The sequence below is a fragment of the Actinomyces sp. 2119 genome (genome assembly GCF_003591215.1).
Lineage (GTDB): Bacteria > Actinomycetota > Actinomycetes > Actinomycetales > Actinomycetaceae > Actinomyces > Actinomyces lilanjuaniae.
In genome coordinates, this window is sequence record NZ_QYRR01000008.1 from 110,219 (window position 1) to 133,854 (window position 23,636).

Consider the following 23,636-nt stretch of genomic DNA (forward strand, 5'->3'; position numbering starts at 1 on the left):
CTTCCCGGTCTCGCTGACAGGGAAATCAAGGTAATCGGGGTATTATGGGCTTCTCGCAGGCTGTCCGCCCCTAGCGCGCCCCGGAACCTTCAGGCAGACTCGCTGTCATGCGATCTCCCAAGCTGTCCGCGCTCCCCGTGGCCGCCGCGCTCCTCCTTGCTCTCAGCGCCTGCCTTGGCAGCCAGGCGGAGCCTGTCGCCCTGACCACGCTCGGTCCTGCTGGCGAGAGCTCCCAGAGCGCCACCCCCAACGGCGGCCCCACTGCCGCACCCAGCGACGAGGCCAGCCCGTCCGAGACCCCCTCCCAGCCATCCGGTCCGGACTCCTCGCTTGCCTTCCTGGACGACCTGGAGGTGGGTGACTGTCTCACCGACACCCCTGACGACGTCATGAGCTCCAGCAACCCTCTTCTCCATGTCACCGACTGCAAGGAGTCCCACTACCTGGAGCTCTACCACACCGGTGAGGCTGCAGAAGAGTCCTACGAGACCTATGACGAGGAGGCCCTGGCCGCCGACGTGGAGACCGCATGTACCTCCCAGTTCTCCGGCTACGCCTCCAGCGACGTCGACGAGACCAGCTTCCGGCTGCTCTATCTCTACCCGAACGAAGTAGCCTGGAACGCCTCCAATGACCGGGGCTTTCTCTGCTTCGCCTTCAGGGTGGACGAGTCTGCCATGACCGGCTCCGTCGCCGAGGGCGGGGGTGCCCCAGCAGAGGCCCCCGAGGGCACTCAGGACTCTGAGGAGACCACCTGACCTCTCCCCGGACCGCTCTCACTGACGCGACAAAAACGTCGGAGGACAACAAGGCATCGTGTTGTCCTCCGACGTTTTTGTCGCTTGAGCGGGATACCTGCCGTGTCTCCTCCGCTCTCCTCCGCGCGGAGGAGACACCCTCCCCCCGAGAGGGACAGCAGGCTCACCAGGATTCAGCCTCCCGGGCGAGTCAGACGCCTCACCCACGCCCCTAGCCTGGTTCCAGCCAGCGGCCCTCCAGCCCGGTCGCTGACCATCTGCCCGGGCCGCCGGATCCACGGTGGCAGACCTGAGGCGGGGCGCCGCTAACCACGGCTTCCGCCCCTCTCCCGTCTCCACCGCCCCCTGGCCTGGCTTACCCATCGAGAGGAGACTGTTGTGATTGAGGCTGTGGAGCTGACAAAGCGGTTTGGTGACAAGACGGCTGTGGACCGGGTGTCCTTCACCGCGGAGCCTGGGACCGTCACGGGCTTCCTGGGGCCCAACGGAGCCGGAAAGTCCACCACGATGCGCATGATCATGGGGCTTGACCGCCCCACCGGTGGCAGTGTGCGGGTCAACGGGCGCGCCTACCGGGACCTGGGCGCCCCGCTGTGCGAGGTCGGCGCCCTGCTGGACGCCAAGGGAATGCACGGCTCGCGCAGCGCCCGGGCGCACCTGACCCAGCTGGCGGTGTCCAACGGCATCCCCACCAAGAGAGTCAACGAGGTACTGGAGATGACCGGGCTGATGAGCGTGGCTCGCAAACGGGTCAAGGGCTTCTCCCTGGGCATGGGTCAGCGCCTGGGGATCGCCGCAGCCATGCTGGGCGACCCCGGAGTGCTCGTCCTGGACGAGCCGGTCAACGGGCTGGACCCCGAGGGCGTCAAGTGGGTACGCGAGACCTGTCGTGCCCTAGCCTCCCAGGGACGCACCGTGTTCATCTCCTCCCACCTGATGAGCGAGATGGCCCAGACCGCCGACCAGCTCCTGGTCATCGCCCGGGGACGCATCCTGGCGCGCGGCCCGGTTGACGAGATCATCGCCCAGGCCACCAGCGACGTCGTGCGCGTGGTCTCCCCCCAGGCTGACACCCTGGCCCAGGCCCTGGCCTCCCGGGGTGTGGAGACCTCCAGCCCCAGCCCCGGCACCCTGACCACCACAGCCGCACCAGCACATGTGGTCGGTGACATCGCAGCAGCAGCCAGGGTCACCCTCCACGAGCTGACCACTGAGCACGCCAGCCTGGAGGAGGCCTACCTCACCCTGACTTCTGGCGAGACCGAGTACACCACCGGGCAGGCCACGGGAGGGAGTGCCCCCGCCCGCCAACAAGCACCGGCCACCGTCTAGCGCCGCCCGGCCCGCAAGCCCAGGGCCACACCTGCCGCGCGCCAGTCCCCACCCACTACAGCTTTGCCAAGGAACTACCATGACCACCCCAGCAGCCAGCACAGCACCCACCCGGGCAGCCAACGCCGTGTCCGACGCAGTCCCCGCCCCCAGCACAGCCCCTTCCGCCAGACGCCCCTACCGCAGCCGTGTCACCGGACGCCAGACCTTTGCCCGCGCCGTCTACGCAGAGTGGGCCAAGATCCGCAGCCTGCGCTCTACCTGGATCACCAGCGGCCTCGCCCTCTTCCTGACCGCCTTCTTCGGAGCCGCCATCGCTATCACCTACGCTGCCGAGGAGGCCTACAGCGACGCGATAGACAGCATCACAGGCGGTATCGTCTTCGGCCAGATCGTCATCTCCGTCCAGGCTGCCCTCACCGTCACCGGCGAGTACGCCTCAGGACAGATCCGCTCCTCCCTAGCCGCCGTCCCCCATCGGGGCAGGCTCCTGGCCGCCAAGGCGGTCGTCGTCTCCGCCCTGGCCTTCCTCCTGGGCCTGGTCTCCGTCCTCGTGGCCTGGGGGGCGTCCGCCCCGTTCCTGGGTGAGCACGCCGGGTCCCTCACAGACCCCGAGTACCTGGGATACTTCTGGGGAACCGGTCTGGCCTTCACGGGTATCGCGCTGATGTCCCTGGGTCTGGGCTTCCTCCTGCGCTCCACCGCCGGGACGATCACCGTCGCCGTCGTCCTGCTGTTCATCCTGGACCTCCCCCTGGGCCTGGCCGCAATGCGGTGGGACGTCGCTGCCGAGATCGACGGCCTCCTGCCCGGCAACAGCGCCACAGCCGTACAGGACCCCTTCGCCCGGACAGTCGACTGGGCCTCGTCGGGTACCTCGTTCTTCCTGGAGCAGTGGCAGGCTGCCGCCGTCTTCGCCGCCTGGGCGATCGTGCCCGTCATCATCGGCTGGATCGTCCTCTCCCGGCGTGACGCCTAGGTCAGGCACCTAGGTCCTAGGTAGAGACAGGTAGACAACGTGGTCACCACCCAGCCCCTGGCTGGCGGCCCTCACGCGGGCCGACCCAGGCGCCCCGCGATCGGGGAGCGGGTCGGCCCGCTGGCCTACCAGCGCCCACCGCAACACACCTCGCCCCGCTGGCAGGCTCCCGGTTGGCGAGGCCGCGGTGGCACACTGGCCCCGATGCCCGACTCTTCTCCCAGCCTCGACACCGCTCCTGCTCAGGCGGCTCCGGTGGAGGCACGCGACACCACCCGTGACCGTGGCTCTGCGCGACACCTCCTGCGCGGCCTCGCCCGCTCACTGACATCCTGGTACCGCAGTCACCCCACCTGGGTGGACGGCACTATCGCCGTGGCGGTCCTGCTGACCAACATCCTCATGGCCCACCTGGCCCTCCATCAGTACGGGGAGTCGCTGTCCTCCGTCCCGGCCCTGGTGGCACGCTACCCCCTGGCGCTTGCCGCCTGGCTGTGCGGTGCTATGGCCCTGACCCTGCGGCGGCGTCACCCCGTGGTGGCGTGGCTGGCTCTGCTGACTCTGCTGCCCCTGTATGAGCAGCTCCTCCTGTGGGTCCACCGACCGCCTACGACCGAGGAGTTCGGGCTGGCCGCTGTCGTCATCACCATATTCGCCTGGCTAGGCGTACCCATCACCCTGGGAACAGTCGCCGCTCGCAGCCGCCCGCTGACAACCTGGGCCGCCTGGATCACGACAATGGCCGTCTTCTACCTAACAGCGGTCTTCATTGAGGGCTACCCTGCGACCTCGGGGCAGACGCTTCAGGTGATGCTCCAGATGACACTTATCTTTCTCGTCACGGTACTGACGGGGCTGAACCTACGCTCGGCACGCCTACGCGTCACCGAGGTGGAGGTGCGCTCCTCGCGCCTGGCGCTGGCTCGCGAACAGGAGGCCCTGCTGGCTGCCTCCAACGAGCGCAGTCGGATCGCCCGGGAGATGCACGACGTCGTCGCCCACTCCCTGGCTGTCATGATCACCATGGCTGACGGCGCGGCGGCTACCATCGACCGCGACCCGGCTACCGCTAGGAAGGCCCTGGAGACTCTGGCGGAGACCGGGCGCGGGGCACTGGCGGACACCCGCCGCCTGGTCGGCGTGCTGCGGGAGGACCCCGCGCTGACCGGGGTCGGGCATGACACCGGTAGCCCGCCCGTCTCCGGGGACCAGCCCTCAGACCCTACCGAGGACGCCCCTGAGGTTGGCGGGGCGCCGCCCCCACCCGGCCCTCGCCCTGCCGAAGGAGCCGGAGACACGAAGGGCAACGACCCCGGCCCCTCCCGGAGCACGGCAGCTAGGTCCCGGGCAGCCCAGACGGGAACCCGGTCATCTCGCTCCCCCGAGGTGCGCGACCTGCCTGTCCCGGAGTTCGCACCTCCGGGGACCGTGGCGGCTGTCGAGCCCAGCGCCCCGATCGCCGACCTGCGCCGGGAGGCTACCGACCACGACTCGGACTCCTCCGCAGGGGCAACCCCGCTGGCTCCGGCCCCGGAGCAGGCGGATATCGCCGGGCTGGTGGAGCGCTTCCGCGCCGCTGGGGTCCCGGTGGACTACACGTGGTCTGGTGAGGCGCTGCCTGAGGACAAGGCCCTCCAGCTGACAGTGTTCCGTATTGCTCAGGAAGCCCTGACCAACATCCTGCGCTACGCTCCTACCTCACCGCGGGTGGCAGTCACCGTCGAGCGTCACACTGGCACGGCTGTCCTCACCGTGGACAACGAGGCGGCTCCCGGAGCCCGCCCGATGCACGGCTCCGGCAAGGGCCTCATCGGCATGCGGGAGCGGGCCGCGGTCTATGGTGGGAGCGTCCAGGCCGGACCGACCGCCACGGGCTGGCGGGTCCGCGCGGTCCTGCGCTGGGACGAGAAGAACGAAGGAACACTGTCATGGCAGATGCCCCTGTGAACGACGCGGCTCCGGCCGACGGTGGCGCCGGTGCGGGTACCCCAGAGGAGCCCGCACCGGTAACCGTCCTCCTGGCTGACGACCAGTCCCTTATGCGTATGGGCTTCCGCATGGTGCTGGACGCTGAGCCAGGTATCCACGTCGTCGGCGAGGCCTCCGACGGGGCCACTGCAGTCGCCCAGGCCCGGGCGCTGGGACCTGACGTCATCCTTATGGACGTGCGCATGCCGGGGATGAACGGTATCGAGGCGACCGAGACGATCGTGCGGGAGCTCCCCGGCATCCGGATCCTGATCCTGACCACCTTCGACCTGGACGAGTACGCCTTTGCCGGGCTACGCGCCGGGGCCTCGGGGTTCCTCCTCAAGGACACGCGTCCGGCGGACCTGGCGGCCGCGATCCGTACGGTGGCCTCCGGCGAGGCCGTGGTCTCCCCCCGGGTCACCAGGAGGATGCTGGAGATGTTTGCCTCCTCGCTGCCGGAGGACCGGGAGAGGGCCTCCATCTCCCAGGACCCGCGCATCACCTCCCTGACCCCCCGGGAGAAGGAGATCCTGCTGCTCATGGCCCGGGGGATGTCCAACGCGGAGATCGCCGACCAGCTGGTGGTGTCTGCCACCACGGTCAAGACCCACGTCGGCAACGTGCTGACCAAGCTGGACGTGCGTGACCGGGTCCAGGCCGTCGTCCTCGCCTACGAGTCGGGGCTTATGGCCTAGGAGCAGGACCCGGCTCCGGCCTCCCACCGGCTGAAGCTGTCATAGCCGTTGCTACGCGGATAGCGGTGGTAGCTGTCAAGGTGCAGCAGCAGGTCGGCGCGCTGCTGCACGCTCAAGGCACCGGGGGTGAACTGGACGGCGAGCCAGTCGTGACGCACCGTACGCGGCAGGGTGTCCGCCGCCCGGCAGGCGTCCCGCTGGTCGTCAAACATCATGACCACCGCGGTGTCGGAGGTGACCGCCCACCGGCACGGCAGGTCCTCCGTGCAGGTCTGCTCCGTGGTCTCCACCGGGTCAGGAAATACCTCGGAGCCATAAGACCCCAGAAATACAGCCCAACTCGCTGGGATGTCGTCACGACGCTCCATCGCCACGGCACAGGCTACGAATCCGCCGAGCAGGAGGACCAGCACAGACACGACGCCCAGGACGCGCCCAAGCCCTCGCCGCGAGGCACTACGACCGTGTACAGCCACGACCACACCCTACGACGGACAGGACTGGTCCTCCTCGAGAGCCCAGGGGTCCAGCGGGTCCGGGGTGCCTTGCTCGCTGGTGCGCCAGTAGTAGCGTTTGTAGTAGGTGTCGATGTGGATGAGCAGGTCGTCCTGCTGCTCCTGGGTCAGGGCGCCGGGGGTGAGACGGACGGCTACCTGGTCGCGCCAGTACGCGTCAGGTAGGGGATCCGCGGCGTGGCAGGCTGCTGGATTGTCGTTGAACATCATGACCACGGCGGTGTCTGAGGTGAGCGCCCACCGGCACGGCAGGTCTTCGGTGCAGGTCTGGGTAGTGGTGTCCCGCGTGTGGGGCATCAACTCTGGGTCCAGAGTCTCCAGCTCCGCGACCCACTCTGCCAGGCCGTCATCACTCGGCCCCGCCGTATAGTAGGTCGCGATAATGATGCCCACAGAACCCACGTACACCAGGACCACGACTGCCACCGCAATCGCTGCCCCCTCGAGCAGTTGGCTCCACCATGAGCCTCGAGCCGTCACAGCAGACACTCCCTACGAGCAGTTCGGGGTGATCCAGGGCAGCCAGGACATGTCGTCGATTCCTTCCCCATAGGGGTATCGCTCGTAGGCGTCAAAGTGCAGCAGCAGGTTGGCCCGCTCCTCCACGCTCAGCGCCCCCGGGGTGAACTGGACGGCCAGCCAGTCGTGCCGCAGCGTACCTGGTAGGGTGTGGGCGGCCTGGCAGGCGTCCTTCTGGCTGGTGAACATCATGACCACCGCAGTATCTGAGGTGACCGCCCACCGGCAGGGCAGGTCCTCGGTACAGGTCTGGGCGGTGGTGTCCACCGGAGCAGGGAACAGTTCCGGGTTCAGCGTCCCCAGCTCCACGGCCCAACTGGCCGGGATGTCGTCACGCAGCTCCAGGTACCACAGGCAGCCCAGGAACCACCCGAGGAACAGAACCGGCACCGCCAACACGATCACGACCGTCCTGACCCAGGCCCGCAGTGCACTACCTGAAGGCACCGCCTCTCCTTCCTGATTTTTACGAGCAGGTCCGTACCACCCAGGGCAGCCACGAGCCCAGGTCGTCGGCAAAGTCGCCGTCCGGGTCACGGTTGTAGTTGGCGAAGTGCGCCATCAAGTCGTTGCGCTGCTTCACGGTCAGGGCGCCGGGGGTGAAGCGCACGGCTATCCAGTCCTGGCGCACCGTGGCGGGCAGGGTCTGCGCAGCCCGGCAGGCGTCCCTCTGGTCGTCGAACATCATGACGACGGCGGTGTCTGAGGTGACCGCCCATCGGCAGGGCAGGTCCTCGGTGCAGGTCTGCTCCGTGGTCTCCACCGGGTCAGGAAATACCTCGGAGTCATAAGACCCCAGAAATATAGCCCAGTCCGCCGGGATGCCGTCACGGTTCTCCAGCGCCCGGACACAGCCCGCGTACCCCCAGAGCAGGAGGACCATGACCACCACCGCGCCCACGATCCTCCTGCCCCAGGACCACCGCCGCACACGGCGCTCAACCACGACCACTCCTCATACTCACTCACAAGTACCTGCCGCAACGGCACTACAGCAGCTCTCAGCCTGACGCGATCACGAACCGACTGAGGATCCGTGCACAGCCTAGTCGTACTCCCGCCAGTTGCACCTGTGCTCCAGGATGTCCATTGGCCAGTCGGGCTTGTTGACACGGGCCATCTCGAAGTCCCAGTGCACCCCTGCGCCTCCGAGCGGCGGCGGTGCCCAGACAATATAACCAAGAGCCACGTGGCACTCGTACTGGTGGCGGATAGTGGGTTTGTCATCGGCTCGATCCAATTTGTCCACTACCTCGTCCCAGCCCGCGGTCAGGAGGATCCCCTGTCCTGTCCAGGGCTGCGGCGGCATCACTGGAGGATTACCCCCAGTGATGTACCAGTACCAGCCCCAGCGAGACAGCATGACGGACAGCACCACGTCACCATGTCCGTCGGTTTCCGGTCTGTCATACTCCGCCTCCCCGAACAGATCGATGCCCAGCCACGGGTCGGCCACCACGGGGTAGGCGGCTCCGCCAGAGTGGTGCTCGATCACCTGGGTGACCACCACGCCGCCGGAACTGGTCTCCTCGACCTCGTAGCGGGTAGCCAGCTCGGTGCCGTTGACGTCCTTGGCCCACGGTGGGGTCAGGCCCCCGAGGAACTCGCCCTCGGCGGAGGTGAACACCACCCCGCCGTCCTCCTCGGTCACCTCGGCAGTCGCTCCCTCGGGCAGACCCACCTGGAAGGGGAAGCGCTCGGGCGCGTCCGCGGACTCCACCATGAGGGCCACCTGGGCTGAGCCGTCCTCCTTGACCACCGGCACGGAGGTGAACCCCTGCTCGTTGGCGAAGGAGACCACCCCGTCGCCCACCGGCACGGCGGTCTCAGAGGTCTCAGCGTAGGGCAGGGTGACACTGACCTCCTTGCCCTGCTGTGAGGTCAGGTGGATCGGTGTGCTGGGGTCCTCGGAGACCACCGTGTCGGTGACGTCGGTGTCCACCGTCAGCACCTGGCTGGTGCTGGTGCTCGGCGTCACCGCCGCGACGTCCTCCAGAAGGTTCCCTCCGGGCACGGCCGCCAGGGTCTCCCGAACAGTCTCCGGGTCGGTGGCCCCAGACGTGGAGACGCAAAGGCAGAACAAGCGGGCTACATCTCCGGCGCCGCAGCGGGCGCGTGGAGGCGCTGCTGGGTGGCCTCCAGGCCCAGGGCCACCACCTGCTCCACGGCGTCGGCGGCCTGCTCCAGAGTCACCGCCAGGGCCTGCCGCTCCCGGGCAGGGACGTCCTCCAGCACGTAGTCCGCCGGGTCCTGACGCCCCGGAGGGCGCCCGATCCCCACGCGGAGCCGGGCGTAGCCCCGCGTACCCAGGGCGGAGGAGACCGACCTCAGGCCGTTGTGCCCGCCTTCACCGCCGCCGCGCTTGAGCCGCAGGACGTGAGCAGACAGGTCCAGCTCATCGTGGACCACCAGGAGGCGGTCGGTCGCCTCCACACCGTAGTAGTCGGCCAGAGCCTTGACCGGACCGCCGGAGCCGTTCATGAGGGTGCCCGGCTGAGCCAGGACCGCCCGGGGGCCGGGGGCTCCCCCGGGCAGCACCCCCAGACGCACCTCGGCTACCTGGGCGTGGGCGCGGTGGGAGGACAGCCTCGCCCCGGCACGCCCAGCCAGCACCTCCACCACCATGCGTCCCAGGTTGTGGCGGTTGCGGGCGTAACGGGGGCCGGGGTTGCCCAGCCCCACCACCAGCCAGGGGGCACTCATGCCCGGCTCCCCCCGGTACTCACTGTGCAGCCTCGGCCGACGCCGGGGCCGATCCTCTGGAGTCCTCCCTCACGTTGACCACACCGAGCCCGGCGTCCGCGACGGCCTCTACGCCCTCCGGCAGGGACAGGTCGGCCACCGTGATGACTGTCCCGGCCTGAACACCGGTCACATCCACCTCGATCACCTCGGGGATGGCCACCGCAGAGGCGGAGATCACGACGTGGTCCGCCTCAATCATGTGCATGGTGCCAGGCGCGGCGTCCCCGACCACGGTCACTGGGACCTCGACCTCCACCTGCTCGTTGCGGTTGACCAGGAGGAAGTCGACGTGCTGGACACCCGGACGCACGGGGTGGCGCTGGACCTCCTTGGTGAGGACCAGAAGGGGCTCCTCCCCCTCGATCTCCAGCTCCACCAGGGCGTTCTCGTTGGAGCGCAGGGCCATGCGGGTGGCGTGCTCCTCCAGCAGCAGGTGCCGGGGCTGGGCGCCGTGACCGTAGACGACTGCGGGAACCTGACCGGCACGACGGGCCTGCCGGGCAGGCCCCTTGCCCAGCGCGGTGCGCAGCTGTGCCTTGAGAGTGACGGTGTTGTCTGCCATGGGGGTCTCCTCCGTGCTCATCAGGTGGTCCGGCGGGCGCGACGGCGCGCGGCACAACCAGGCACCACCACGTCGATCACGGATGCGCGCGCAGGCGCGTCCCTCGCCGGGGCAACGCGGCGATCCTACGTCACCCCCGGCGCGCTGGTGGGCCGCCAGGCGGTGAGGCCGCCCACGAGGGGCGGCCGGGGTTGCGGCAGGCAGCCGCGGCCCCGCACGCACCACCCCACGCCACCGGAGCGCCGACCCGTCCGGTCCTGTGCCTGGCCGCAGTGTCCTCACCCCCGAGCCACTAACCCGCCCGGACGCAGGAGCAGCAGGCCTACCGGCCGTCCAGGAGGGCCAGGCAGCGGCGCACCTCCGCCAGGGGCAGCTGCCCGGGGGCGGAGGGCTCCGCCCGCCCCTCCTCGTCGGGGACGACGGCGAAGGTCAGGGCGGAGCCGAACACGGCCGCCACCCGGGTCACCGCACCGAGCGCTCCCATAGACATGGCTGCCACAGGCACGGGCAGGCGGGCACGCGCCGTCACGGTCAGCAGGCGGGCCACGTCAACGGCGTCGGTGGGCCACACCGCCACCTTGGCCAGGTCCGCCCCCTGAGCCACCATGCGCTCCAAGACGTTCTCCAGGACCGCCTCCCCAGGGGTAGCGGCGACGTCGTGGAAGGAGGCAACGACGTCAATCCCCGCCGCGTGCGCCGCCCGCGCCACACGCTCCAGGCAGCCGCGCTCCAGCTCGACGTCAACCGCCACCGGGCGCAGGGGACCAGGCAGCCTAGCGGCTCCCTCCACAGCCGCCAGGAGCAGGGCCTCGTAGAAGGCGTCATCGACGTTGGCCTGGCCGCCCTCCGCCGCAGTACGGCACGTTAGCAGCACAGGAACACCGGCACCCCCCCGCCTACCAGGAGATCCAGGGGACCCGGGAAGTACAGCTCCCACGGCCTCGACCGCCTCCAGCACCGCCTGGGCGACCCTGGCAGCCTGAGCGGACTCAACCTCCTGCGCGCGCCCACCTGCCCGGCTGGCCCCACAGCCCTGCGCGGCTCCGGCCACCTGATCACGCACTGGCTCCAGCAGGTCTACCCGCAGCTCCAGCACGTCCGCCCCCGCCGCCACCGCGCGGGCAGCCTGCTGGCGGGTACGGGCCAGCGTCGGCCCCGTCAGGGACACGGCAACCGCCGGGCCGCCCTGACCGATCACCGTGGTGCCCCAGTCCAGGACCCGTGGCAGCGGCCTGTCCGGTACCGGGCCTGCTGGCGCACCAGCGCTGTCGGCGCTGCCCAGGCCTGCGGAGCCTACCCCGCCGTCGACACCTGCCTGGCTCACGGCTGCTCCTCCAGGGAGCCTGGCTCCCTGCACCCCGACGCCGTGCACTCCCGGGACGGGGCAGCGGGAGGTACCAGGGACAGGGCGATACCGTCAAGGATGTCGTGGAGGCTGGTGGTCACCGTCTCCAGGGGCCGCCCAGCCGCCGTCGTCTCCTGCGTGACCCTGCCGACCACTTCCGCCCACACCAGCGCCCCCGCGGCGATCACGTCGCGGCGGCCCGGCGCCAGGTAGCCCCACGTCTGCCGCTCCTGCGGGGTGGAGGCCATGATCGCCTCGCAGGAGGCCAGCACGGCCTCCACACCCAGTTCGGCTCCGTCGATCGCGGCGGGGTCAAAGTGTTCCAGGCCCAGGGCGTGGGCCGTCACCGTGGCCACGGTGCCCGCCAGGCCCACCAGACGTGCAGGGGCGGCGAGGTCAACCACCTCTGCGGCCTGGTCCAGCAGCGCACGCACCTCGCCACGGGCGCAAGCCAGGGCCTGGGGGCCAGTCCCTCCGGCAAGGAAGCGCTCGGTGACACGCACGCTGCCGGTGTCCAGGCTGACTGCGCTGCGCGGCTCCCGGTCCCCCAGGACCAGCTCGGTGGAGCCGCCGCCCAGGTCCACCACGAGCCGCTCGGTAGCCCCAGCACCAGCGTCGGCACCAGCGTCGGCACTGTCAGGACCGCCAGCCCCCCCGTCTCCCAGGAGGGAGCCGACAAAGGACAGCCGGGCCTCCTCCTGACCGCTGACCACCTGGGGTTCCACCCCCACCAGGTGGGCCACCCCGGCAGTGAAGTCGTCGCGGTTGCCCGCGTCACGGGTCGCGGAGGTCGCCACGAACCGCCGGGCACCCGGCCCCTCAGGGACCCCCAGCTCGCGACAGTCCTCGGCGTAGTCGGCCACAGCAGCCAGGGTCCGCTCCAGGGCCTGCGGGTCCAGGCGGCCGGTACGGTCCACGCCCTGACCCAGACGGACGATCTGGCTGCGCCTGCGCAACGGCTCCAGGCGCACCCGGCCAAGGTCGTCACGCCAGGCCTGGGCGACAAGCAGGCGAATGGTGTTGGTACCGCAGTCAATAGCGGCGACTCGGGTCATCGGTGGTCTCTCTACATCGATGGAAGCATCAGTGGCGCCAGCGGCGGTGAGGCTAGCGGCGGAGCCAGCAACGGAGGCAGTGACGTCGGTAGCAGGGGGTGGTCAGCACGCACAGGAGGAAGGATCCCACAGAGCACGCTCCCGCAAGAGGTCCAGCACCCGGTCCCCGACCGGGTTGAGTCCCGGCCCCACTGCCAGGGAGTGGGCCACCAGGGCGTGGAGGCACTTGACCCGGGTGGGCATGCCGCCCGCGGAGACGCCGTCGATCTGCGCCACCTGTCCCAGCTCGCGGCGGCGGGCCAGGTAGTCCTCGTGGGCACGAGCGTAGGCAGCGGCCAGCGTCGTGTCCCGCCCCAGCTCGTCATTGAGCTCCTCCATGAGGTGCTCGGCCTCCAGGGTGGAGCATCCCCTGACTGCCGCCGGATGGGTGAGGTAGTAGGTAGTGGGGAAGGGAGTTCCGTCCTCCAGGCGGGGGAGGGTACGGACCACTGTGGGCCGCCCGCACACGCAGCGCGCCGCAATACCAGCCACCCCTCGAGGCGCCCGCCCCAGCTGGTCCGCCAGCACCTCCAGGTCGGCCCGGTCCACAGAAGAGGCCGACTGAGCCTGTCTCCTCACCCGTCCTGCTCCTCACTGCGCTCCTCGCCGTGGCCAGCAGCGCGGGCGGAGTCCTGGAGGGTCGTGTACCAGGGCAGGTCCTGGTCCTCCCGGCCCCCGCCGACCTCCCCCTGGGCGCCGTCCTCGAACTGTTCCGCCCCGACGACCACGTAAGAGGTCTCCCCCGGCATGACGTAGCCCAGGCGCTCACGGACCTGAGCCCGCACGTAGTCCTCGTCCTCCCACAGCTCGAGCTCCTCCTCCAATGCGGTGGAGGTGGCCCGGGCCTCCTCGATCTGGTCCACCACGGCGTCGTACTGAGCCTGCTGAGAGAGGTAGGCCCGCAAAGAGGTGAAGACGACAGCAAAGGCGATGAGACAGACCAGGACCAGGGTGACCACCCGTGGCGGCACTCCCCGCTCAACCACTGCCGCACCGTCGTCGTAGTGTCCTCGCGCCGCCTCCACAGGGGACGACGAGGCGTGCTCCGACGCGCTCGTCCCGGGATGGCCTCCCGAGCCACGGCGGCTCCGGAAGCGGGTAGACACAGGTCGTCTGGGCACCATGGCAGGCATGGTGCCCCAGCACGCCCCTGGTCACGAGAACCCGCCGTGGTGCGTCGCTCACCTGCCAGGCGTGCCAGGCAGGCCGCAGAACTGAGAAACCCGCACCCCAGGAGGCGTTGCGGGGTGTCACGAACTGCACCGACTCCTCATAAACGTACCGAGTCCTCATAGTGGACCGGCATGCCTGTCGTCCTATGAGGACTCGGTACGTTCTGCGCAGGGAGCAGCGGCTCAGGCCTGGAAGCGCGGGAAAGCGCCCGCACCCGCGTAGACGGCGGCGTCGCCCAGGGCCTCCTCAATACGCAGGAGCTGGTTGTACTTGTTGATGCGCTCGCCACGGGCGGGGGCTCCGGTCTTGATCTGGCCGGAGTTGGTGGCCACGGCCAGGTCGGCGATAGTGACGTCCTCGGTCTCGCCGGAGCGGTGGGAGGTCATGGAGCGGAAGCCGGCACGGTGGGCCATCTCCACGGCCTCCAGGGTCTCAGTCAGGGAGCCGATCTGGTTGACCTTGACCAGGAGGGCGTTGGCCGCACCCATGCTGATGCCCTTGGCCAGACGCTCGGGGTTGGTGACGAAGAAGTCGTCCCCGACGAGCTGGACACGGTCGCCGATCTTGTCGGTCAGCGCCTTCCAGTCCTCCCACTCGTCCTCGCTGAGCGGGTCCTCAATGGACACGATCGGGAAGTCCGCCACCAGCTTCTCGTAGTAGTCCACCATGAAGGCGTTGTCACGGGCCTCGCCCTCGAAGCGGTAGGTCCTGGTCTTCTCGTCGAAGAACTCCGTGGAGGCCACGTCCATAGCCAGCGCCACGTCCGCACCCGGCTTGTAGCCCGCCTTAGTAATAGCCTCGACGATGAGCTCCAGGGCCTCACGGTTGGAGTCCAGGTTGGGAGCGAAGCCGCCCTCGTCACCCAGGCCGGTGGACAGGCCACGGTCCTTCACCACGGCCTTGAGGGCGTGGTAGACCTCGGCACCCATGCGCAGGGCCTCGCGGAAGGTGGAGGCGCCGATGGGGGCGATCATGAACTCCTGGATGTCCACGTTGGAGTCAGCGTGGGAGCCGCCGTTGAGGATGTTCATCATGGGCACGGGCAGGACGTGGGCACCCGGGCCGCCCACGTACTGGAAGAGGTCCAGCCCGGCGGCCTCCGCCGAGGCCTGGGCAGCAGCCAGGGAGACCCCCAGGATGGCGTTGGCGCCCAGCTTGCCCTTGTTAGGGGTGCCGTCCAGCTCGATCATGAGGTGGTCGAGGCCACGCTGGTCGGCCGCGTCGAAGCCGATGATCTCCGGGGCGATGATCTCGTTGACGTTGGCGACAGCCTTCTCAACCCCCTTGCCCAGGTAACGGCCCTTGTCGCCGTCACGCAGCTCAACAGCCTCGAAGGCGCCGGTGGAGGCACCGGAGGGGACGGCGGCGCGCGCGGAGGAGCCGTCCTCCAGGAGGATCTCGACCTCAAGGGTGGGGTTTCCGCGGGAGTCGAGGATCTCGCGGGCGTGAACGTTCTCGATGAGGGCCACTTGCAGCTCCTTGTTCGTCCTTGTTGGTTTCGACCTGGTTGGTCTCGACCTGGTTGGGCCTGGTTGATCTTGATCCCCCTCGGCCCGGTCGGTGCTCACGAGCACCCGCCCAGTCCGGTGGCGACCAGGGTGCAGCCCTAGCCTAGCGGTAGCGCGTGCGGCGCATACCAGCATTGGTCCCCCGGTCATGACAGGGTTCACGCCAGGCGCGAAACCAGGGTCGAAACGCCAGTGAGAAATTCTCAGGACGTCGAAGGTCGCCACACCCTCGCCCCACCTGACCACGGCCCCGCCCGGAGACGGCCGACCCCCGGGCTACGGGCTGACAGCCGAGCGGATGGCACGGTCCAGGACCGGGCCGACAACCCCCAGCGCCCCCGGCTGGGTCATCTCTCGGTGGTTACAGTCGACGTCCACCACCTGCAGTCCTCCGGTGACGTAGGGCTCCCACTCTCCCGGGTCATGCTCAGGACCGATCCCGCCGCGGGCTGCCCGGAGGAAGAGCGCCCGCCCCCGGTAGGCCCGGTGCTGGTACTCCCGCAGGATCCGGGTGGTGTTGCGGTAGGTGGTCACCAGCGCCTCCAGGACGCCGCGCTCCAGCCCGGCCATCGGGGAGGAGCGCTCCTCCAGCGCCCTGACCACGGCAGCGAGGTCCTCCTCGTGTCCGGCCAGGACGTCGTCATCAATCCCGGCCATGGCCAGGAGCGCAGACAGGGCGTCCGCCAGCGGCGGCTCCATAGCGCCGCTAGCCGCCTCCGAGGGGTAGGCGTCCATCAGCGCGAGCACCCCCACCTGGTGGCCCGCCTCCTGCAGAAGCACAGCCATGACGTGAGCGACCATCCCGCCCAGGGACCAGCCCACCAGGTGGTAGGGGCCGCTGGGCTGGACCTGGAGGACCTGGGTGACGTAGTCGCGGGCCATCTCCTCCAGGGAGGTCGGCTGTGAGCCCGGCTCCAGGACGCCACGTGCCTGCAGGCCCCACACCGGCAGTCCGTCCAGGTGGCGGGGCAGGCCGGCGTAGCACCAGGACAGGCCGCCAGCCGGGTGGACGCAGAAGACTCCCCCCAGGTCCGTACCGGGACCCTGCCCGCTGCCAGGCCCGCGGTTGTCCGGAGGACGCAAGGGCAGCAGCACGCCCAGGTCGGTGTCGCCGGGACGCGTCGGGTCATGCTCGTCCAGGTGGGCGGCCAGCAGGGCAGGAGTCGGGTGGGTCATGACCGTGCCGACCCGCAGGGGGCGCCCGGTGGCCTTCCTGAGCGCCGCTACCAGCGAGACCGCCAGCATCGAGTGCCCACCCAGGTCGAAGAAGGAGTCATCGGCGCTGCACCCCTCGATACCCAGAACCCGAGCGACGTGCTCGCACACAAGCCTCTCGGTCCTGGTGGCCGGCGCCCGCCCCTGCGAGCGGGGCAGCCGGGGGACGGGCAGAGCCGCGTCGTCACGCTTGCCGTTGACAGTCAGGGCCAGGCGGTCTAGGACCACCACCGCCGCCGGGGCCATCTGGCCGGGCAGGCGTCGTGCGACCTGGCGGCGCAGCAGTGCCGGGTCCGCGGTCGTCGGATCAGGTCCCGTCAGGTAGAGGACAAGACGCTCGTCGCCCTGGCGCACCTGGACCACCCGGGCGTAGGCCAGGCGGACGCCCTCGACCTCGCGCGCCCGGGCCTCGACCTCCCCCAGCTCGACCCGGAAGCCCCGCAGCTGAACCTGCCTGTCAGCACGCCCCGTGAACTCCAGGTCGCCCTGCCTGGTGCGCACGGCCAGGTCGCCGGAGCGGTACATCCGCCCCTGCCTGGCCCAGCCCGAGGAGCCTGGCCCCGCCGCCTCCGCCGGGGCCGCCAGTGCCTCAGCACTCCTGGGCGCACCCAGCAGGCCGCCTACACCCCCGTCGTGCCCGGCACCCTCCAAGACAGCCAGCGCGAAGGGGTCCGGCAGGAACCGCTCGTCGCTCAGCCCGGGCTGGTTGACGTAGCCCGAGGCCACCCCAGCACCACCGACGTGGATCTCCCCGACCACGCCCGCAGGTACCGGGTGGCCGCCCTCGTCCAGGAGGTAGACGGCCAGGTCCTCCAGGGGACGCCCGATCGGACTGTTCCCTGTGGTGGCCTCATCAACCTCCAGGTAGGTCACGTGCACGGTGGTCTCGGTGATCCCGTACATGTTGACCACCCGTGGCGATCCCGGCGGGTGCCGCCGGAACCAGCGCCGTACCACGTCCAGGTCCATCTCCTCACCACCCAGGACCACCACGCGCAGGCCCAGGCCAGACTGGCTGACCTGGCCTAGGCCTGCCTCCTGCGCCACAGCCTCGTCACGCTGCGCGTCAGCCGCGGCCAGCTGGGCGAAGGCTGAGGGAGTCTGGCTCAGGACCGTGACCTCCTCGGCCTCCAGCAGGGCCAGCATCTCCTCGGGGCTGCGGCTGACCTCGTAGGGGACCACCACCAGCCTGCCTCCGGTCAGGAGGCACCCCAGAACCTCCCACACGGAGAAGTCGAAGGCGTAGGAGTGGAAGAACGTCCACACGTCTGCCGCGCCAAGGCCGAGTCGGTGCTCGGTGCTGCGCAGCAGCCTCAGGACATTGTCCTGGGTGACCTCGACCCCCTTGGGGCGGCCGGTGGACCCAGAGGTGAAGATGACGTAGGCGGGGTCGTCGGCGCAGGTCGCGGACGGCGGCGCGACCTGACCGGGGGACCTCCCGAGGAGAGGAGCCTGGCCCGGCAGGCCGGAGCACCCGCCCTCCAGGTCACGGGCGGACAGCACCACCGCCTGCGACCCCAGGGCGCTGCGCAGCCCCGGCGGCAGGGGAGACCCCTCGGCATCGTCGGGCAGGTCGTGGACCAGGACCACGGGCTGGCAGTCCTCCAGGGCTGCAGCCAGCCGGGCCTCAGGGTACTGCGGGTCGAGGGGGACGTAGGCAGCCCCGGTGCGCAGCACCGCAACGATCATCTCGACCTGGAGCCGCCCACGTCTCAGCAGGAGCGCCACCCGGCGTCCCGGTCCCGCCCCGGCCTCAAGCAGGACGTCCCTGACCCGCGCCGACACCCGCTCCAGGGCGGCGTAGGTGAGACGCTGCGCACCGGGCGCATCAGGTACACCCGCACCACGTGCACCGGGCTCGTCAGGTACCGTCAACGCCTCGCGCTCGGCCCACTGCGCCATGGCGGCCTCCAGCGCCTGCCCCAGGCTGGCACGGCGTAACGCGGGACTGGTGGCCTCGGGCATAGCAGTCCTGGCCCCCAGCATCCTGGTCGCCTCCTGGAGCGCCTGCTCCCGGGCCTCCTCCTCCAGCACCCGGTCCCACAGCCGTGAGTGCGGGTCCTCCAGCATCTGGTCCAGCAGCCGAAGGAACCAGCGGGTCAGGGCCTGCGCCGTGGCCGAGTCGATCACGTCGGTGGCGTACTCCAGGCGCACGCAGATGCCCTCACCCATGGTGACCTCCCAGGTCAGGTCAAACTTGGAGGTACCGGTCCCCTCAACACCTACGCTGACCTGAGGTGCCCCGGCACCCGCGTCGAAGGAGAGGCCTCCGGTGTCCTGGGCCACGAGCATGACCTGGAACAGGGGGTGGCGGCTGGAGTCACGGCGCGGGTTGACGGCGCCAACCACCGCGTCGAAAGGCACCTCGGCGTGGTCCAGCATGGTCAGGGTGTCCTCGCGGACCCGCGCCAGGAGCTCGGCGAAGGAGGGATTGCCCTCCGTACTGGTCCGGGTCACCACGGTGTTGGCGAGGAACCCGACCTCCTGCTCACGCCGGGCGTCGGTACGACCCGAGGAGATCGTCCCTATGGGGACGTCATAACCTGCGCCGCACCGGGTCAGCAGGCCCGCGAGCACGCTGTGGAGGACCATGAACGGGCTGGCCTGGTGGGCTCGGGCCAGGCCCTCCACAGCGGCTGAGCGCTCGGCCCCCAGGGACACCCGAACCTGCCCGCCCCGGTGGTCGCGCTGCCGGGGACGGGGCCGGTCCAGGGGCAGCGGGATCTCCTCGGGCAGGCCCCGCAGCCTCTCGGTCCACCAGGACAGGGCCTCAGGCGCTGGGGCAGGTAGGGGCGCCGGCGGTACGGCGACCAGGGGTAGGGGCGTCGGCGTGGGCGGCGAGACGCGCGGGAAGGAGACCGAGGCAGGAGGCGAGGAGGCGGGCCGGGGACCAGGCCCCGAGGCCCGTCGCGCTGCGTCCTGTCCTGGATCCGGGGAGTTCCGGCGGTCCAGGTCCTGGACACGGGCCCGGTAGGCGGCAGCGAGGGTGTCCACCACAGGCCTGAGCGACCAGCCGTCAGCAGCGACGTGGTGGATGACCAGCACCAGGCGCTGCCGGTCGGCGTCCTGGGCGAGGTAGGCGCGCACCGGAGGCTGCGCGGTGACATCAATGGTGGTGTCGAGGCTGCTCACCAGGTCGGGGTCGTGGGGGTCGCGGTCCACCACGACCAGTCTGACGGCCTGGCGTACCGCCGCCTCCTGCCAGGTGGCAACAGTGGGGAGGCCGTCCTCGCCAGCCGGGTAGGAGGTCCGCAGCGCCGTGTAGGTCAGCACGGTGTCCACGACTGCGGCCTCCAGCGCCCGGATGTCTAGGTGCCCGGCGACGTCGAGCACAAGAGGAATGGCGTAGACAGGGGACGGTCCCTGCTCCTGCTCCAGGAACCACAGGCGACGCTGGGCCGCAGTCATCAAGGGCCGGCCTCCTGCCGCAGGGGACGCCGGGACCGGGAGTGCCGGGGCACCTGGGCTCCCCGCGCCGCCGACAGCCTCACCAGCGGCCTGGGCACCTGTGCCGCCACTGGCCTCCGCTCCCGTGCCGACACCGGGAGAGGATGCCGGGCGGGGACCTGTCCCACCCAGGAGACGAGCCACCTGTTCCACACTGGCGTCCCGGAAAAAGTCCCTCAGGTGCAGGCCCTGGTATCCCGCCTGGGTGAGTCGGCCCAGCACACGGGCTGCGGTCAGAGAGTGGCCTCCCATGGAGAACAGGTCGGTGTGGCTACGCAGGGTGTGGGCAGGCACGTCCAGAACCTCGGCGTAGACGGAGGCCACCACCTGCTGGTCGGGGTCCATCTGCTCCCACGACAGACCCGCACCGACCTCACGCCCGGGGGCAGGCAGACGGCTGCGGTCCACCTTGCCCCGCTCCGTCAGCGGCAGAGCCTCCAGGCACACCAGGGTCGTGGGGACAAAGGAAGGGGGCAGGAGGCCACGCAGGTGGTCGAGCACCCCGGCAGTATCCAGCGGCGCCTGTTCCTGCGTGGGCACGACGTAGCCCACCAGCCTGGCACCGTCACCGTCGTCGCGCACCGTGACCACGGCCTGGCGGATCCCGGGCTGGGTGACGAGGGCTGCCTCGACCTCTGCCACCTCAATGCGTACGCCGCGCAGCGACACCTGGGAGTCAGCACGCCCCATGAAGGTGAGCGCTCCGTCAGCCTCCCGCCGTACCAGGTCGCCGGTGCGATAGCACCGCGAGCCGCCGGCGGCGGTCACGAACCGCGAGCGTGTCAGGTCGTCGTCCCTGAGGTAGCCGCGGGCCACCGAGCTGCCGCACAGATAGAGCTCACCGGTTACCCCTGGCGGCAGGGCACGGCCCAGGTGGTCCAGCACCCGAGCCTCCTGCCCGGGCAGGCTGCGGCCGATGCTCGGCTCCGGGTGGTCGGCCACCCAGGCGACGGTAGCCTCCACCGTGTTCTCGGTGGGACCATAACCGTTAGCGGCAAAGACGCCGCGACGCGTCTCCTGGCGCAGCCGCTCCCACAGCGAGACGGAGCAGGTGTCACCACCGATGAACAGGCTGGTCACCGCGTGTCCCCGGCCCTCACGGTCCCGGCCGACGGGCAGTCCCACCTCCAGCAGTTGCTCCAGGACAGCCGGGGAGAGGTCGATGACATCAACGGCATGGTCCTGGAGGAACCGGGCATGGGCAACAGGGTCACCAAGCTGCTCCTCGGTAGGCACGTGCAGGCGGTGCCCGTGGAGGAAGGCGACCAGGGGGCTGAGGGCGGAGTCAAAGGCCGGGGAGTACTCGTGGCTGTAGTCCAGCACCACGCTCTCCCGCGTAGTCCCTGCGCCTGATGTGCTCCCCGGCTGTCCTTCCCGCTCCACCTGCCCCGACCACCCGGTCGTGCCCGCAGCGACCAGCTCCCTATCCACGTAGAGCAGGTCGAAGGCCCTGGCATAGCTGGACAGGTTACGGTGCTCAACCACGACTCCCTTGGGGCGTCCGGTCGAGCCGGAGGTGAACAGGATGTAGGCGGCGTCCTCACCCCTGACCGGGCGGTCGAGTTCACCGGGCGCGACCGGCCCCGCTGGCAGGGCCTCCATCTGGGCACGGACGCTGTCGGCGTCGAGAACCAGAGTCTGCGGTGCCCGCGTCCCCGCCCCTCCTGCCTGGCTGAGTGCCTGCCGCAGGGCCGGTCCCTGCCCCAGCACAGAGGTGGTCACCACCACGGCAGGCTCCACGTCCTCGACAACCTGGCTGAGTCGACGGGCAGGCCACTGGGGGTCACAGGGGACAAAGGCGGCCCCGGCCTCCAGGACCGCCGGAGGCGCCAGCACCATCCAGCTGGTCCGGGGCAGGTAGAGCAGGACCCTGTCCCCGGCTCCCACGCCGAGCTCCCTGAGCAGACGGGTCAGGCGGTGGGCCCAGGAGGCCGTTTCCTCATAGGTGAGGAGACGGTCGGGGGCGCAGAGGTGCTCCTGGCTGGAACCAGGGGGCCGGAGCCGGCTACTGGTGGCCAGGCGGGCGCGATCCAGCGCGCCCACCGCCCACACCGGGTCGGTCGCGCTCCGTCCCTGCCCCGCAGCGGGCAGGGACGCCACCTCCTCTGGCTCGGGGGGCAGCGCCTGCAGGTCAGGGGGGTGAGGGGAGCCGGTCACGTAAGGCACCTGCGGGCTGAGGACCAGGTCGCGTAGGCGCTCGTGCGTGTCACCAGCCATCTCGGCCCCGGCCCCCTCAGGCGTGCCTGTCCCGTGGGCTGCCCGGCTGAGTCGGCTCACAAGCGTCTCCAGGACCCGGGCGTACCCGGCAAGGACCGACTCGCTCAGGGAGCCTGCCGGGGCCGCCAGACCCATGGGAGCGTCCGGCTGGCCGGGCCGGACGTCGAGAACCAGCCCCTCGGCCGGGCCCTCCCACACCGCCTCACTACGCCCCCGCGCCCTGCCGTAACGTCGTGCCCCGCCGAAGGGGACGATGTTGACAGCGACGTCGCAGAGCGCCTCGGACACTGCCAGCCCCCGGTCGGCACGGATGTCCTCGTGCCGGTAGCGCTGGTGGTCCCGGCAGCGCTGCCAGGCCTGCGAGACCTGGGTAAGCAGCTGGCCCACGCTCTGGTCCGGGTCCAGGTCGACCCGCACGGGCAGGACGTTCTGGGTGTGGCACGGGGTCCGCAGGAGCGTCTGGCTGGTCCGGTTCATGACGTGGACACCGACGACCGCCTCGTCACGCCTGTGGACCACCCCGGCCAGGACGGCCAGGGCCGCGACAAGCACCGTGGGGTCGGCACCTGCGAACGGGCCGGGCGCTTCCACCGGGTGGTAGGCCGCCTTGGAGGGGTCCCCGCCCGGCGCCATGGAGACGGCCGGGGCATCGGGGGCCTGCTCCCGCCAGAAGGCACGGTCCTCCTTGGCCTGGGGGCTACGGGCGTAGGCAGCCTGCTGCACGACGGCCTCCAGGTAGGCCTCTACCGCCTCAGGGTCGGCACCTGCGGTGCTGCCGGTGCTCCTGTCGGCCTCGGCACCAGGGGCCGTGCCGACAGCGGCAGCACCGCGGGCCGGGGCGGCAGGGGACCCGGCACCCTGGGAGGAGAGCCGGGACGAGTACTCACGGGCCAGCGTACGCCCGACCAGGGCGAACCCGTAGCCGTCCAGCGCCAGGTGGTGGACCCGCAGGAACCACTGGGCGCTGTCCTGGCCGGTGAGCAGCAGGCAGGCGCGGGACACTACCCCCTGCTCCAGGTCGATCGGCTCCCCCAGGTGCTGGAGCACCCACTGCCGGGCTGCCTCCTGCCCTCCCCGGGGATCCTGCCTGAGGTCGACGAGCCCGGCGCGAACAGGAACGGCGTCGAGCACGACACGTGGCAGGCCCTCCCCTGCGGCGGGTGCCTGCCGCCCGTCCACCTCCCCGACAGCACCCACCGGGACCGTCGGGCGGGAGGCGGCGTCGTCCAGGCTTCCTACCGGGCTTCCTAGGCGGCCCGGGCTGGCCGTACCCGGGTCGCCCTTGACGACCAGGCGTGTGCGCAGGGCCGGAATGTCGTGGAGGACCCTGTCCGCCGCCGCCAGCCACGCCCCGGTGTCAAGGGGACCCTCGATCCTGGTCACCTCTGCGACCCCGTAGACGCTCTCGTCAGCCAGGACGTGCTGGGACAGCCAGATGCCCTGCTGTGCAGGCGTGAGCTCCGTGCCCTCGTTCACCTCCCCGCCCGTGCGCCCAGTGCGGGCGTCGTGCTCGGGACGGCCGGTACCACTGCTGCGGCCGGGACCCTGTTCTGCGGGCACA

Annotated in this window: 18 protein-coding genes; 5 read left to right on the forward strand and 13 right to left on the reverse strand. The window is 70.3% G+C overall.

Going from position 1 to position 23,636, the window contains the following annotated elements:
• Positions 1-107 precede the first annotated feature (107 nt).
• The 5 genes from D4740_RS10575 to D4740_RS10595 all read left to right on the forward strand — a co-directional run bounded on the left by D4740_RS10575 (position 108) and on the right by D4740_RS10595 (position 5,735).
• On the forward strand, positions 108-758 hold the full coding sequence (locus tag D4740_RS10575; protein ID WP_119836900.1) for a septum formation family protein: 651 nt from the start codon (positions 108-110) through the stop codon (positions 756-758).
• Positions 759-1,136: 378 nt separating this feature from the next.
• A complete protein-coding gene (locus D4740_RS10580; protein WP_119836901.1) occupies positions 1,137-2,090 on the forward strand; it encodes an ABC transporter ATP-binding protein in 954 nt (317 codons plus the stop codon).
• Positions 2,091-2,169: 79 nt separating this feature from the next.
• Positions 2,170-3,069, forward strand: a complete 900-nt coding sequence (locus D4740_RS10585) for an ABC transporter permease subunit (protein ID WP_119836902.1) — start codon at positions 2,170-2,172, stop codon at positions 3,067-3,069.
• A 204-nt stretch (positions 3,070-3,273) separates the two neighbouring features.
• Positions 3,274-5,016 carry a histidine kinase gene (locus tag D4740_RS10590; protein ID WP_119836903.1) on the forward strand — a complete coding sequence of 581 codons (1,743 nt, stop codon included), beginning with the start codon at positions 3,274-3,276 and terminating at the stop codon, positions 5,014-5,016.
• The gene (locus D4740_RS10595) at positions 4,998-5,735 is read left to right on the forward strand and encodes a response regulator transcription factor (protein WP_119836904.1); all 738 of its coding nucleotides are present in this window, start codon (positions 4,998-5,000) and stop codon (positions 5,733-5,735) included. The genes D4740_RS10590 and D4740_RS10595 overlap by 19 nt, the downstream gene beginning before the upstream one ends.
• Here the strand turns inward: D4740_RS10595 and D4740_RS10600 are convergent.
• The 13 genes from D4740_RS10600 to D4740_RS10660 all read right to left on the reverse strand — a co-directional run bounded on the left by D4740_RS10600 (position 5,732) and on the right by D4740_RS10660 (position 23,635).
• Positions 5,732-6,211, reverse strand: coding sequence for a hypothetical protein (locus tag D4740_RS10600; RefSeq protein WP_147392905.1), 480 nt, complete (start codon positions 6,209-6,211; stop codon positions 5,732-5,734). The genes D4740_RS10595 and D4740_RS10600 overlap by 4 nt on opposite strands.
• 9 nt (positions 6,212-6,220) lie before the next feature.
• Entirely contained in the window at positions 6,221-6,730 is a 510-nt protein-coding gene (locus D4740_RS10605) for a hypothetical protein (RefSeq protein ID WP_182911400.1), read from the reverse strand.
• 12 nt (positions 6,731-6,742) lie between these two features.
• Positions 6,743-7,216, reverse strand: coding sequence for a hypothetical protein (locus D4740_RS10610; RefSeq protein WP_119836907.1), 474 nt, complete (start codon positions 7,214-7,216; stop codon positions 6,743-6,745).
• Between the two features lie 19 nt (positions 7,217-7,235).
• Entirely contained in the window at positions 7,236-7,715 is a 480-nt protein-coding gene (locus D4740_RS10615; protein WP_119836908.1) for a hypothetical protein, read from the reverse strand.
• A 99-nt stretch (positions 7,716-7,814) separates the two neighbouring features.
• Positions 7,815-8,783 carry a hypothetical protein gene (locus tag D4740_RS10620; protein WP_119836909.1) on the reverse strand — a complete coding sequence of 323 codons (969 nt, stop codon included), beginning with the start codon at positions 8,781-8,783 and terminating at the stop codon, positions 7,815-7,817.
• Between the two features lie 74 nt (positions 8,784-8,857).
• Positions 8,858-9,472, reverse strand: coding sequence for an aminoacyl-tRNA hydrolase (gene pth, locus D4740_RS10625; protein ID WP_119836910.1), 615 nt, complete (start codon positions 9,470-9,472; stop codon positions 8,858-8,860).
• Between the two features lie 19 nt (positions 9,473-9,491).
• Entirely contained in the window at positions 9,492-10,076 is a 585-nt protein-coding gene (locus D4740_RS10630) for a 50S ribosomal protein L25/general stress protein Ctc (protein ID WP_119836960.1), read from the reverse strand.
• 322 nt (positions 10,077-10,398) lie between these two features.
• Positions 10,399-11,400 (reverse strand): type I 3-dehydroquinate dehydratase, encoded by a 1,002-nt coding sequence (locus D4740_RS10635; RefSeq protein ID WP_259390802.1) that lies wholly within the window; start codon positions 11,398-11,400, stop codon positions 10,399-10,401.
• On the reverse strand, positions 11,397-12,476 hold the full coding sequence (locus tag D4740_RS10640) for an exopolyphosphatase (RefSeq protein WP_119836911.1): 1,080 nt from the start codon (positions 12,474-12,476) through the stop codon (positions 11,397-11,399). Before D4740_RS10640 ends, D4740_RS10635 begins: the two co-directional genes overlap by 4 nt.
• A 102-nt stretch (positions 12,477-12,578) precedes the next feature.
• A complete protein-coding gene (locus D4740_RS10645) occupies positions 12,579-13,094 on the reverse strand; it encodes a DUF501 domain-containing protein (protein ID WP_119836912.1) in 516 nt (171 codons plus the stop codon).
• A complete protein-coding gene (locus tag D4740_RS10650) occupies positions 13,091-13,639 on the reverse strand; it encodes a septum formation initiator family protein (RefSeq protein WP_162933934.1) in 549 nt (182 codons plus the stop codon). The genes D4740_RS10645 and D4740_RS10650 overlap by 4 nt, the downstream gene beginning before the upstream one ends.
• A 231-nt stretch (positions 13,640-13,870) precedes the next feature.
• Complete coding sequence (gene eno / locus D4740_RS10655) at positions 13,871-15,157, reverse strand: phosphopyruvate hydratase (protein ID WP_119836913.1); 1,287 nt, start codon at positions 15,155-15,157, stop codon at positions 13,871-13,873.
• A 315-nt stretch (positions 15,158-15,472) separates the two neighbouring features.
• Complete coding sequence (locus D4740_RS10660) at positions 15,473-23,635, reverse strand: non-ribosomal peptide synthetase (protein ID WP_119836914.1); 8,163 nt, start codon at positions 23,633-23,635, stop codon at positions 15,473-15,475.
• Position 23,636: the final 1 nt, after the last annotated feature.

Excerpts from the sequence above, each read along its gene's own strand:
- D4740_RS10590 (WP_119836903.1), top strand. The coding sequence starts at position 3,274 with ATGCCCGACTCTTCTCCCAGCCTCGACACCGCTCCTGCTCAGGCGGCT.
- pth (WP_119836910.1), bottom strand. The coding sequence starts at position 9,472 with ATGAGTGCCCCCTGGCTGGTGGTGGGGCTGGGCAACCCCGGCCCCCGT.
- D4740_RS10640 (WP_119836911.1), bottom strand. The coding sequence starts at position 12,476 with ATGACCCGAGTCGCCGCTATTGACTGCGGTACCAACACCATTCGCCTG.
- D4740_RS10585 (WP_119836902.1), top strand. The coding sequence starts at position 2,170 with ATGACCACCCCAGCAGCCAGCACAGCACCCACCCGGGCAGCCAACGCC.
- D4740_RS10575 (WP_119836900.1), top strand. The coding sequence starts at position 108 with ATGCGATCTCCCAAGCTGTCCGCGCTCCCCGTGGCCGCCGCGCTCCTC.
- D4740_RS10595 (WP_119836904.1), top strand. The coding sequence starts at position 4,998 with ATGGCAGATGCCCCTGTGAACGACGCGGCTCCGGCCGACGGTGGCGCC.
- D4740_RS10650 (WP_162933934.1), bottom strand. The coding sequence starts at position 13,639 with ATGGTGCCCAGACGACCTGTGTCTACCCGCTTCCGGAGCCGCCGTGGC.
- D4740_RS10630 (WP_119836960.1), bottom strand. The coding sequence starts at position 10,076 with ATGGCAGACAACACCGTCACTCTCAAGGCACAGCTGCGCACCGCGCTG.